The organism is Paenibacillus sp. J22R56 (assembly GCF_056269375.1).
In genome coordinates this window covers 320955-333521 of record NZ_JBWDNV010000011.1, presented here as the reverse complement: position 1 = coordinate 333521, position 12567 = coordinate 320955, and the positions used below count along the sequence as shown (strand labels likewise).

The window sequence follows — 12567 nt, the reverse complement described above, 5'->3', positions numbered from 1 at the left end:
TGTTGTTGCGTTGTTGATGGTATAACTGTGTCTTTCACCGCGGCATCCCCCATGTTCTGACAAAATATTTTACTTTGCTAGGTCGTCCTGACCTTGTAATATAACGATTATAGCAACGCCGATTTCCGATCTATATCCTAATATTGCAACAACGATATTGATATTTTAACTATCTTAGGGGGTCCTCTCTTTGCTGCTTAGCTTTAATGTTTTCACCAAAATCTCACTTTTGGTCCTGCTCCTGCTCATCCCGGTCCTATCCCTTTACACTTACTCCAACCGGGAAAGTGTGCGTGTGATCGAGAATGAAATCCAAAGCGGCACAACCAATCGTTTGTCCTCCTTTGCTGCCCAAGTCGAGTCAAATATTTATCAATTATCACTCTATGGCGTATCGATTGGACAAGACTCCAGTATCCAGGAATTCCAGCGTCCTGACTTTAAAGGGCAGCCCTATGAGCGGGTGCGGTTGAGTGTAGCTATTCTGGAAAAAATGAACCTGTACAACGCGGCTAGCAAATGGCATTCCACAATTACGGTATACTTCCCGCGTACTGGAGATGCTCTGTCGACGGAATATTACAATACGATTTCGTATCAAGAGGATGCTTTTACCAAACCGTTCCTCAAATCATGGGAGTATATGGGGGACAGCTTCGTCTGGTACGCAACCGAGCCAACGACAGCGATGTCCAATCCCCGTCATGCTCGATTGATTACAAAAATCAACTTTCCGATCAATCACATAAAGACCATGCTGGACGAGAACAAAGTGAACAACAGCGGAGATCCTTTCCTGTTCAATGCCTCACAAGGTACAATCCGGAACAAAACGGCCAACGAACCACAGATCGCTCTTTTATCGCAAAAGCTGAAATCATCCCGTCTTGGCGACAAAGGAGGATTCCGCACTAAGCTGGACAACACCGAATACTATGTCTCTTACATCAAATCCAAAAGTCTGGATTGGTATTACGTCGATTATGTTCCGATGCAGCAAATTCTAAGTCCCATCACGAACAGCCGAAATTTATTCTATACCTCGATTGCGGTCCTGCTTGTCATGAGTATTGCGGTTATATTCGTTATCTACCGCAGTGTCCAGCTGCCACTTTTGCAGCTTGTCCGAGGAACCAAACGTCTGTCATCCGGTGACTTTTCGGTCCGTTTGCGCCACTCCGGCAACAGCGAGTTCAGCCTATTGCTGGCGAGATTCAACATTATGGCCCAGAGGATTCAAGAGCTGATTGAGAATGTATACGAGGAGAAGCTTCGCAGACGCGAGGCGACCTTAAAGCATCTTCAATCCCAGATTAACCCGCATTTTCTATACAACTGTTTGTTCTATATCAAGAACATGGCACGGATGAAAAATGAAAAGGCCGTGGTTGCTATGGCGCTGAATTTAGGGGAATATTTCCGCTACATTACAAGGTCCGAGAACGATGTCGCAACCATTCGCGAAGAGGTCAGAATGGTCACCAATTACTTGGAAATCCAGTCTCTCCGGCTTGAGAGGATGCGATTTACGATTGATGTGCCCGATGATATATTGGACAAGACGATTTCCCGACTAACCTTGCAGCCGATTGTTGAGAATGCCATTGTCCATGGTCTTGAGCCGCAGGTGGAGAATGGGGAGATCATCATCCGAGGTTTTCATGAAAATGATGGCGTTTACAGAATTACCGTAGAAGACAGTGGAGTTGGTATGTCCGATGAAAAGATAAATGAGCTGCAGCTCAGCCTTACCAAACCACTAAATGATAAAATGGGCTGTGGAACATGGAATGTGCATCAGAGACTGATTTATTTATTTGGCGAAGAAGCTGGACTCACCTATTCCCGCTCGGAATTAGGCGGAGTCAAGACGACTATTTCTTGGAATGACACAAGTTCTTAATATAAAAGAGTAGGTGAATCAGCATGTTACAGCTCTTATTGGTAGATGATGAACGGTCCGTTGTAGAGACACTAGCGGAGACGATTCCATGGGAAGAATGTGGAATTACGGTTGTCCATGAAGCCTTATCCGGCCCAATGGCCCTTCAAATGATGGAGGATCATGCCATTGATATTGTCATCACAGATATCCGAATGCCGGGAATGTCGGGGATTGAGCTAATTACGCAGATTAACAACAAATGGCCGCATATAAAAACGATTCTGCTCACCGGCTATGCCGATTTTGACTACGCCAAACAAGCGATCGCCCAGAATACTTTCGATTACCTGCTCAAGCCGGTTAGTGACGAGGATCTCCTTGAGTCCGTACAACGTGTCGTTAATCAGATCAAGGAAAAATGGGAAGAGGTTGCTTCCTACCAGAAGACACTTTATACCTTAAACGAGAATCTGCCGCTGCTTCGTGCGAATACGCTGAATGAGCTGCTTAGAGGCAGCTCGCAGGCTGCCGTGGCGGACAAGCTGAAGCTGCTTGGCCTGCCTTTTGCTGATGGAGATAACATAAGTATGATGCTTATTCGGATGGAAGAGCGTTTTGCAGAAATGCCCGGACAAGATGCGGCACTTATGGAATATGCCATCTGCAATATTACAAGTGAAATGATGCAAAATGATTATTATATCTGGCATACTCGCGATGCCCATGATTATATCGTACTGCTGGTCAAGCCAAGGGATTCTTCCTTTGCGGGAATAGATGCGAAGAGTCTGCTTGAACGTTATGCCGCGCAAATCCAAATGAATGTTCAGAACTATCTTAAGGGAGCCATCTCCATACTGGTCGGAGGTTGGGGGCAGTTCCCTAGTCAGGCTAAAGAGATCTACGAGCAAGCCGTTACTACTATGCGCAGGAAGATGGGACATGGGAAAGGATTATTCGTCACCACACAAGAAGCCGTGGAGACTGGCTCGATCCATACGATCTGGTCTTTATACGAACCCCCTACCCTGATCAGTCTTCTGGATGCCGGAAGGTTTGATGACATTGAGGCCAAAATCAGGCATATCTTCCGCGATATGCTGGAGGCGGGCAATGAGCAGGATGTATCCGAGCAGTTAATTGAGGCTTATCACGTGCTGGCAGGAGCTTTTTCGTATATCATCCACAAAAATGGCAAGCTGTTGTCAACGGTTCTGTCTCCTGAAGCCTTGAAGTTCTTCCATTCTCCTGCTTATACCACTGCGGCGCAATTGATGGAATGGTCGATTCGTATTTTGCAGGGAATCCGGGAAGATGCAGAGCAAGAACTGAAGGATAATCATAGTTCCATCGTCCGTTCAGTGCGATCCTTCATCGATATTCATCTGGCGAAGGATGTGTCTTTGCCTGCTATTGCTGACCATGTTCATCTTCATCCTGTGTACCTGTCGAAAATCTATAAAGCTGAGACCGGCGAGCCACTGACGGAATATGTGTATCGGCTGCGCATGGAAAAGGCGGCTTTCCTGCTGCGTACAACACCTGGTAAAGTGTTCGAGATTGCTGAGATTGTTGGCTATAATAACACGGCTTATTTCATCCGCGTGTTTAAGAAGTTCTTTGATGTGACTCCCCAAGAGTATCGGGACGATGCTCGGGTTTAGTTGTGGGTAACGAGGTGGAAGGATATGAAGGGCATGGCACTGCGCAAGTGAATGTTCTTCCGATCGCTGTTGTTTTCAAAGTTTTTCGAATTTAATTGTCTAAGGTTAAACTTTGAAAACAAAGGCGAACGCTCCGCTTCTCCAGAACATTTACTTGCTCCGTGCCACACGTTACGCCACAAAAAAAACTGTTTCATCGTTTTAGGATGAAACAGTTAAGACCTTTGCGGGTCTTTTTTTATTTACCCGCTTCTATCTGGCTCGACGAACCCTGCTGCTCGCACTTTCGACCCCTGTAGTACGGTTTTTGTGACTTATTAGTTTGGCGTGTTCACATGCAAAAAAAGACCCTAAGGGGTCTTTTTTTGCATTGGTTTCACTTGTTCGAAACGGAGCAAGTAAAGGTTCTGAGGAAGCCTTTGTTTCCGGATTCGGACCTCTAGTCCGATTGTTCAAAGAATCCGGAAACAACAGCTCGGAAGAACTTTTAATTGCGAAGTGCTTTTAATCCGTTTCTTCATCGCTTTTTGGACGGAACCGGTCGATAATGTCAATTACGTACTTGACTATAAGCGATAGTCCGCCTATGAAGTACAACGTAATAAGCGTCCATTCCGTCGGGTCCAAAGCTACAATCGATATGAGGAAATATAGCGGATATACGTAGAATAGAATGTCCTTCAGATAAGGAAGAAATGATGTCTGCTTGAAGCTTCCTTCCCAGAACGACTTGGAAAAGGCAATTACGAAATCAATAATCATGAATCCGAATACGCCCCACAACGTGTACTTAATCCAGTCGACAAGTGTAAATGTCACTTCATCATCACCACCTTACTACACCATATGCGATGAAAGGTGACATGTTGATTAAGGTGCCCAAAACTTTTCGACTGGCTTGTGTGAAAATTGACAAATTTCGAAACAGTTAACCTAGACCTTTAGGAAGGTTTCCTTACAGGCTGTTAGCCGCAAATCGTTTGAGTGTATTAATTGCATTAAAGTGAATCCCTTCATGGAACAGGGTATAGCTTAGGAATTCCTCAATGGTGCTTAGGGTCAAACCGTTACCAGTTGTGAGTGGGGCTTTCACCTGCTCGCCTAGACGATACTGCAATTCCTTTTTGATCCGTACAGGCTGCTCAGCAAGCAGCTTCAGCAATTCGTCGAGGGTTGGAAGCTGCTCCTCCTGCCAATCTGCAGGCTTCGTTCCTTTGGCAAACCAACGTTCAAAGTTATCCGGTAATTGCATAGGCTCACCTGCAAACTGAAAAGCGAACTTCTCTTGGATGACAAAAATATGGCCTAGATTCCATCTGATGTTATTATTAAAGCCCTCAGGTAAGTAATCCATCGCCTGTTCCGACAAGCCTTGTGCCGCAGTTATCGTAACTTGACGTACAAAAGCAAGATGATTAAGTAAGGTTTGATTCATATTAATCCTCTTTTCTCATTTTAGACTTCAATCCAAAACCGTCTGATCACATTCCCATTTTCCTCGATGAAGCGCTCATCTTCTTTACCGCCATTGTTTAGAATCGTCTTGGCTGACGCCACATTACTCTCATCGCAAACGACAAGAGCATGGTGAACGCCAAGCTCCTTCAATTTCTGAAGTGACTGCGAAAGCAGCTTCGTCGCATAACCTTTTCTTCTTGCCGAATGGCGGATTCCGTACCCGATATGTCCACCCCTGTCCATCAGCCACGGCGTCAGCTCATGACGGATATTGACTGCACCAACAATTTCCCGATCTGCTGTAGCAAGCCAATAGGTCGTATCAGGTACCCATCCTTCACGCAGATCAATACCACTCGAGTGATCATCCAACCACTGAATCATCGATTCAAAGTCGGAAGGGTCTTGCTCCACCACCCAAGGAACAATATCCTCTCCGCTTGTTATCCATTCCTGATAGAAATCCAGATATGCTTCTTTCCACTCCATAGCAGGACGAACCAAATAGACTTCGCTCATACTATTTGCTCCCCTTCTCCCTGTTCTGCGCCGCTCTATAGGCGGTAATTCGTCCGATTAACTCGTACGGAATAGGCTTATTGAAAGGGAATTGCACGGAGCCTTTGGCCCCTTTATAAGCGGACAACTCCTCCTGAAAAGCACTAACTCCGCCAGCTGTCGGATAGAATCCGATATGCTTTTTGAAAGCGGCATAATAAACCAGATTGCCGTTCAGCTCAAAAGCCGGCATCTGATAGCTGATCTTTTCTTTCGCATCTGGCGCAGCCTCTTTGATCACTTGCCTGATTTTTGTAAGAATGACCTGCAGTTCGGCGGGAAAATCGGCAATATATTCATCAATCGTGTTGTACGTTTTCTTGTTCGCTTCCATGTCAGACCCCTTTCGTCTTTACACATCGTAATTGACAACATAAGGATGCATGTCCGTATTATAAAAGCCTACGCTGTATTCAATCAACTCTTCATCTGCTCCATAAGCAAACCTGGACCTTTTTAGCAAAATAACGCTCTCCGTAGTGATCCCGAGTGATACCAACACGGCTTCAGAAGCTGGCGATACCGCAAACTCATCCCGATAGCGCACTGGCACTACCCCTTGCTCCTCCAGCCAGTCGTAAAGCGATTGAATGGTCAGATTATCATCTGTGCTTTGATGATAGAGCTCGGCATTCAGATAATGTGTGTAATGAATATATGGTTTGCCATTAAGCAGGTACAACCTCTCCACCTTTAACGCTTGTGGACCAAAGAAGCGATACGGCTCTGATCCTTCCTCATTATCGGTGAGTCCTGCACGTATTAGCTGCTTGCCAATCTGATGGCCTTCTTCTACCAACACCTCAGTGAAACGCTTGAGCTTGGACAGCTTGGAGGACGACGTATTGCGGATGACCCTCGTGCCTTTGCCGCTGCTCGTCTCCAAATATCCTTCCTGCACGAGCGCTTTGATCGCATTACGTACCGTTATTTTGCTTACTTGGAATTCTTGCTCGAGCTGCGGCTCCGACGGAATATTCGAATCAACCGGGTACACCCCGTGCAAAATCCGATCCTTAATGATGTCCATCACTTGTATATAAAGAGGCCTGTTATTTCGTATCAGCTTCATTACTGTCTGTTCCTACCTTTCTACCGCTCATTCATCCTAATATCGGCTATTATACTGTTAAGATACATCGATTACCATTGGAGGTCAATGAACATTATAATGTTTGACCGAAATAAAAAAAGAACCAACAAGTTAATGAAAAAATCTTTCAGTAACTTGCTGGTTCTCTTTGTGTAAGCAGTTGATTACAGCGTTGCCGATGCCTTATTCAGCAAGGATGCCAACAGGTCATAATCAACCGGTTGTCCTGACTTGAATTTAATCGTCTTCCGTTCAGGCGGACCTTCGAATTGTCCTTCCGGAAAATCCACTTCTGATGTATTAAAAATAACAAAGCTGACTGCTTCTTTCGCTGTTGAGATGACCGCGGCATACTTGCCATTTTTCAAAAAATGCGGTTTCTTATACTGCATTCTCTCCTCGACCCCTGGCACCGTCTGATGAACCATGTCCCGAAGCTTGTTACATATATCAACTTGCCAAGGCTGAACTAATACGGTGATAAAAGACGTAACCTCTTCCAGTTTCATACGATCCTCTCCCTTAGCTCACTTTCTACTATTCACTATACCATTTTGACCAAATAATAGAAAACATACTTATTGAATAAATATGTACTTAGTTGCATAATTATAGAAACTATTAATTTAATGGGGGAATTATTCTATGTCTTTCCGTTGTGAATCATCTTCATTAACCGACTATTTGGCCGAATCTGAATGGATTGATTATCGTCATCCCTCTATTCTGGCTTTAGCGGAGGAGCTTCATAGTCAGTCCACGAATGAAACAGCATTTATCCAATCTGCCTTCGAATTTGTCCGTGACCGGATCTCCCATTCTTGGGACATTCAAAGCACTCGTATTACCTGCAAGGCCACCGATGTTCTTGCCCACAAAGAAGGCATTTGTTATGCTAAATCGAATCTACTATGCGCGATATTACGGAGTCAGGGCATTCCGGCAGGTTACTGCTACCAACGGCTAACACTTGGGGATACACCAGAAACCGGCTACGTCATCCACGCATTAAATGCCGTCTATTTGCGATCTGCCGACAGGTGGATCCGACTAGATGCTCGCGGTAATAAACCGGGAATTGATGCTCGGTTCTCGCTGGTGGAGGAACAGCTTGCATTTCCTATCCGAGAGCATTTTGAGGAACTGGATTACCCAATCATCTATGTGACGCCTCATCCGAAGACCATCGATGTTCTCCAACGGCATAACGATTGCAGAACGATGTACCTGCATGGTTTACCTGCTGAGTTATAAGTCAGTGTAAACAAATAAATCCCTAGTCAAAATGACCAGGGATTTTCTCCAAAGCTATTTTCAAGCAACCGGTAGAGCTTTCGCTGCTTCAATCGCCTGCTCTAAATCCTGCACAATATCCTTAATCGACTCCGTGCCGATGGAAAGACGGATCAGTCCAGGTGTTACGCCGGCTGCAAGCTGCTCGGCTTCTTTCAACTGGGCATGAGTCGTGCTGGATGGATGAATAATGAGCGACTTCGAATCACCAACATTGGCCAGATGAGAGAACAGCTTCACGTTCTGAATCAGTCGTTTGCCCGCTTCCGCCCCGCCTTTAATCCCAAAGGTAAGAATCGCACCTTGGCCGTTCGGCAAATATTTTTGTGCGAGTTCATAGGATGGGTGACTTGGCAGACCGGGGTAGCTTACCCACTCAACATCCTCGTGGTTCTCCAGATAACGCGCCACTTCAAGCGCATTAGAGCTGTGGCGCTCCAATCGCAGATGCAGTGTCTCCAGCCCTTGAAGCAGCAGGAACGAGCTAAGTGGTGACAGAGCAGGACCCAAATCGCGGAGCAGCTGTACACGGGCCTTAATAATATAAGCGATTGGTCCAACTGCTTGCGTATACACAACGCCATGGTAGCTAGGGTCAGGCTCGGTCAGACCCGGGAATTTGCCGCTGGCTTCCCAGTCAAAGTTGCCACCGTCTACAATAACGCCGCCAATCGTAGTGCCGTGACCGCCGATAAACTTAGTTGCCGAATGCACAACGATATCCGCGCCATGCTTGATTGGCTGCAGCAGATAAGGGCTTGGGAACGTATTATCCACGATAAGCGGAATGCCGTTCTCATGGGCGATAGCCGCTACCGCTTCAATATCAAGCACATCACCTTTTGGATTGCCGATTGTCTCGCCGTAGATTGCTTTTGTGCGATCCGTAATTGCTTGACGGAAGTTTTCCGGGTTGCTGGAATCTACGAAAATAACCTTAATACCAAGCTTAGCGAAGGTGTGAGCGAATAAATTATAAGTTCCGCCGTAGAGTGAAGCGGAGGATACGATCTCGTCGCCCGCACCTGCGATGTTCAAGATCGATGTTGTAATTGCTGCTTGTCCGGAAGCAACCCCTAGTGCACCAACACCGCCTTCAAGCGCAGCAATACGCTGCTCGAATACATCGGTTGTAGGGTTCATGACCCGTGTATAAATATTACCGAACTCCTTCAGAGCGAACAGGTTCGCCGCATGTTCCGTATCCCGGAAGCCATACGAAGTCGTCTGGTAAATCGGTACCGCCCGGGATAAAGTTGTTGGGTCGATCTGCTGTCCCGCATGCACCGCCAAAGTTTCCAAGCCGTAGTTATTTGTTTCGCTCATTGTTCATTCCTCTTTTCCTTATCAGTTTATATAAGATCAAACGTATTGCTGCTCTTCACGGCGGTCCGTCGCAAGCGGCGGCTCAGCCGATAACCGGGAAATTTCATTTCTTTGCTCCTGCGTTAACGTAATTTCCGCTGCAGCCAGGGAGAACTCCAGCTGCTCCACACTACGAGCACCAATGATTGGCGCCGTTATAGCAGGATGGCTGCCAGCCCATGCAACGGCAAGCGAGGCAGGATGGTAACCATGCTCGGCAGCATAAGCCGTAAATCGGTCAGCCGTCTCATAGTAGCTGTCTTCCCCATACCGCGTAGAATAGTTTTTCACCTCAACCAACCGGCCGGAGTCCGGTTTATGGTTCGCGCCATACTTGCCAGTAAGCAGCCCGCCCCCAAGCGGGCTGTACGAGATGACGCCAAGCTGCTCCGACTCTGCTAGAGGCAGAAGCTCAACCTCAGCCTGCCGTTTGACCAGATTGTACATCGGCTGAATCAGTTCAAAGCGAGCGAGGCTCTGGTAAATGGAGATGCCAAGCGCCTTCGCAATTTGCCAGGCTGCCCAGTTGCTCACCGCAGGATAACCAATCTTGCCTTGCTTCTGCAGATCATCCAGCGCACGAATCGATTGCTCAATATCCGTTAATGGATCAAAACGATGGATGAAATAAAAGTCGATCCAATCCGTGCGCAGCCGCTTGAGGCTTGCCTCAACCTGGAGGGTCAAATGCCGGCGTGATGCTCCACGGTCATTTAAACCGGGACCAGCTTGAAACCCTGCTTTCGAGGTAAGAACCAGCTCATTCCGATGCCCGGCGATAAATTCACCCAGCCATTCCTCCGCTACTCCACCGCTGTACACATTGGCTGTATCAAAGAAATTAATACCGGCTTCCCGGCTGCGTTTGTACAGCTCCAGTGAGGTTTCCCGGTCCGCATTCCCGCCAAATGACATGGTGCCAAAACATAAACTCGATACTTGAACTCCTGTCCTGCCAATCGTTCTGTATTCCATAATTCCTCCTGCTTTTATCGAATTGTTTACATCTTGTGCTCATGGTATATGCCGTTCAGCACCCAGTTCCCAACATGATGCAGCTTCAATCTCGCTGGGTCATGAAGAGTGTGAATACGTGCATTTCTCCAATGGCGGTCATAATTGTACTTATGATCCATTGAAGCCGTTCCAGCAACCTCGAATAAAGCATTCGTCACCTCAATGACCGTCTCTGTCATGCTGTATTTCGCAGCATCCACAAGCAGGCCCGCTTGCCCTACATGGTCTTGGTTTGGTAGGATTTCTGATTTATCTATCGCCGCTGCAGCCTTCTCCAGCAAGGCTTCTGAAGCATACAAGCGAATACCCAGCTCACCAAATCGCCGGATCAAATCGGGTTCATCCGAAGCGCTCTCCACACCACTGCCATAGGCAGGTCGGCTCTTTTCCCTCACGAATGCTGCGGCATCTTCGAGTGCAGCTTGTGCAATCCCGGCGTCAATGGCAGCATGCAAAATCTGACCGTACGCCAGATACGTATTTGGCAAATCAAAAATTTGATAATTCGGTAAGACATAATGCTCAGGAATTTCTACGTCCTGCAAAATAACACTACCGCTCCCGGTTGTCCGCTGACCTATCCCGGACCAATCATCAATAACTGTCACCCCTTGGGCATGCCTCGGGACGTATACGATAACCCGTTTATCTTCCTCGTTCAGCGCAGCCACCGGAATCCAGTTGGCATATAAGGCGCCGGTTGAATAATATTTCGTGCCTGCTAACCGGTAGCCCACCTCTCCATCGCTCCTCGTTAATCGGGTCGACATATGTTTGAAGTCCTTCTTTACGCCACGCTCTGCTATTGCATTGCCTAACAATGCCCCTCGAAGCACCTCACCGAAAAAGAGCCTTTTCTGTTCTTCCGTTCCAACCAGCTCAACGACCTTCAAGAAATAATAATGATTCTGCGGAATTTGTCCAATCGAGCCGTCTGCTTTAGCAATTATTCGTATAGTTGCTGTTAATGCCGCCATTGAGATTCCCGCTCCGCCATATACCTTAGGAACAGTTGCCCCCAGCAGACCACTCTCGGATAACTCCCTTAGCTCTGCAAACGGTAATCGCCGTTCACGATCACGTTCCGATGCTCCATCCTTGATCGAATCGGCGTATCGCACTGCAGCTTCGATCACTTCCTCTTCTGTCTTCAGCAGCCTGACAGGCCGCCGATCGGTGAAATAATCCCGTGGCACATCTGTTATTGCATAAGGAGATAGCTCTTTGGGTTTCAGACTTGGAATGGTTCCGCCAGCGAAAAGCTCCCGTCCTTCGATTAGCAAATTCTTTGAAGGATATGCCCCTAGATCCAGCCTCTGCGTCTCCTGTAAAAAATGATTGTCTACGAGCCAGCCCTGAATCTCTTGGAGCTCTGCGATAAGATCAGAGGTCAACTCTATTTCAAGCTGGGCATGCAAATGATCCGAGAACACAGCCGGTATTTCCTTCTCAGGAACTCCCGTAAGATGACCCGTTAGACGGTAAGCTTCCTCTCCATGCCGGCCGGCCCATTCGGCTGCAGCTGCAATATGACCAAGAAGCCGCTTCGCTTCATCAGGATGCTGCTCTACGAACCGTCTCGGAGCGGTTAGAAGAATCGGTACGGCGTATCGTTTGGAATAAATGGAGCGTGCCCCGATGAACGAGCGCAGCCTTTGATCGAGTACTCCCTCCGCATACACAGCGTCAGCTTCACCCGACAGCAAGGCTTCCGTCAGCCTCTTCGCAACTGCTTGTTCCTCCGGAATAGCAGCCGACTGAACGATAAGCTGAGCGATCTTTATTCTGTAAGATTCATAGCTGTTCGTACTGCCTAGAAAATCCTGAACGGCCTTGCTTGCTGCAGCATGCCAAGGATCCAAGGAGCGGTCAGCCAGCTTTGGAATTCCTAGTTCCACCCCGTTCAAATCCTGAATGCCGCGTAGATCAGAATCAGACCGGACAAGCAACGAGCCCCGGCGGAATAACGGAGTTATGCCAAGAATGACACGACTCTCTTTCTCGCTTGCGAGCAAAGATAACCCTTCCAAAGGTTCATCCCAGCGTATCGTATATGTTTGCAAATCATTAAAGCTGATCTCGATTTCATTGGGCTTCATCAATAGTGATATTCCCCGCCGCTTGAAACCTACGATCAGCTCACCTAGTTGATAAGCAAGCCCAAGCGCATGAGGCAACGGTGTCACCGTTCTCGTCAAAAGTTGTACCGGAGTGGTCATCGCCATCCCCCTCCT

At 47.3% G+C, this 12567-nt stretch carries 12 protein-coding genes; 3 read left to right on the top strand and 9 right to left on the bottom strand.

What is annotated here, in order from left to right:
* Nucleotides 1-190 precede the first annotated feature (190 nt).
* Both AC0YNT_RS26045 and AC0YNT_RS26040 read left to right on the top strand, forming a co-directional pair.
* Nucleotides 191-1903: a sensor histidine kinase gene (locus tag AC0YNT_RS26045; RefSeq protein ID WP_475807220.1), complete on the top strand. Its 1713-nt coding sequence runs from the start codon at nt 191-193 to the stop codon at nt 1901-1903.
* A gap of 23 nt (nt 1904-1926) precedes the next feature.
* Nucleotides 1927-3549, top strand: coding sequence for a response regulator (locus AC0YNT_RS26040; protein WP_475807219.1), 1623 nt, complete (start codon nt 1927-1929; stop codon nt 3547-3549).
* A 504-nt stretch (nt 3550-4053) separates the two neighbouring features.
* Here AC0YNT_RS26040 and AC0YNT_RS26035 read toward each other — a convergent pair.
* The 6 genes from AC0YNT_RS26035 to AC0YNT_RS26010 form a co-directional block, all read right to left on the bottom strand.
* On the bottom strand, nt 4054-4368 hold the full coding sequence (locus tag AC0YNT_RS26035) for a hypothetical protein (RefSeq protein ID WP_475807218.1): 315 nt from the start codon (nt 4366-4368) through the stop codon (nt 4054-4056).
* 136 nt (nt 4369-4504) lie between these two features.
* Entirely contained in the window at nt 4505-4984 is a 480-nt protein-coding gene (locus tag AC0YNT_RS26030) for a DinB family protein (RefSeq protein WP_475807217.1), read from the bottom strand.
* Between the two features lie 20 nt (nt 4985-5004).
* Complete coding sequence (locus tag AC0YNT_RS26025; protein ID WP_475807216.1) at nt 5005-5526, bottom strand: GNAT family N-acetyltransferase; 522 nt, start codon at nt 5524-5526, stop codon at nt 5005-5007.
* Nucleotide 5527: 1 nt separating this feature from the next.
* Nucleotides 5528-5899 (bottom strand): iron chaperone, encoded by a 372-nt coding sequence (locus tag AC0YNT_RS26020; RefSeq protein ID WP_167278866.1) that lies wholly within the window; start codon nt 5897-5899, stop codon nt 5528-5530.
* A gap of 18 nt (nt 5900-5917) precedes the next feature.
* Nucleotides 5918-6637, bottom strand: coding sequence for a GntR family transcriptional regulator (locus tag AC0YNT_RS26015; RefSeq protein WP_475807215.1), 720 nt, complete (start codon nt 6635-6637; stop codon nt 5918-5920).
* Between the two features lie 185 nt (nt 6638-6822).
* On the bottom strand, nt 6823-7167 hold the full coding sequence (locus AC0YNT_RS26010; protein WP_475807214.1) for a DUF1801 domain-containing protein: 345 nt from the start codon (nt 7165-7167) through the stop codon (nt 6823-6825).
* A 136-nt stretch (nt 7168-7303) separates the two neighbouring features.
* Between AC0YNT_RS26010 and AC0YNT_RS26005 the strand changes: the two genes are divergently transcribed.
* A complete protein-coding gene (locus AC0YNT_RS26005; RefSeq protein WP_475807213.1) occupies nt 7304-7912 on the top strand; it encodes a transglutaminase-like domain-containing protein in 609 nt (202 codons plus the stop codon).
* 60 nt (nt 7913-7972) lie between these two features.
* Here the strand turns inward: AC0YNT_RS26005 and AC0YNT_RS26000 are convergent, their stop codons facing one another.
* From AC0YNT_RS26000 to AC0YNT_RS25990, 3 genes are read right to left on the bottom strand one after another with little or no spacing between them, the layout of a single operon-like run.
* Nucleotides 7973-9277, bottom strand: a complete 1305-nt coding sequence (locus AC0YNT_RS26000; RefSeq protein ID WP_475807212.1) for a homocysteine synthase — start codon at nt 9275-9277, stop codon at nt 7973-7975.
* A 36-nt stretch (nt 9278-9313) separates the two neighbouring features.
* A complete protein-coding gene (locus tag AC0YNT_RS25995; protein WP_475807211.1) occupies nt 9314-10291 on the bottom strand; it encodes an aldo/keto reductase in 978 nt (325 codons plus the stop codon).
* Between the two features lie 26 nt (nt 10292-10317).
* On the bottom strand, nt 10318-12552 hold the full coding sequence (locus AC0YNT_RS25990) for an SfnB family sulfur acquisition oxidoreductase (RefSeq protein ID WP_475807210.1): 2235 nt from the start codon (nt 12550-12552) through the stop codon (nt 10318-10320).
* Between the last annotated feature and the right edge of the window lie 15 nt (nt 12553-12567).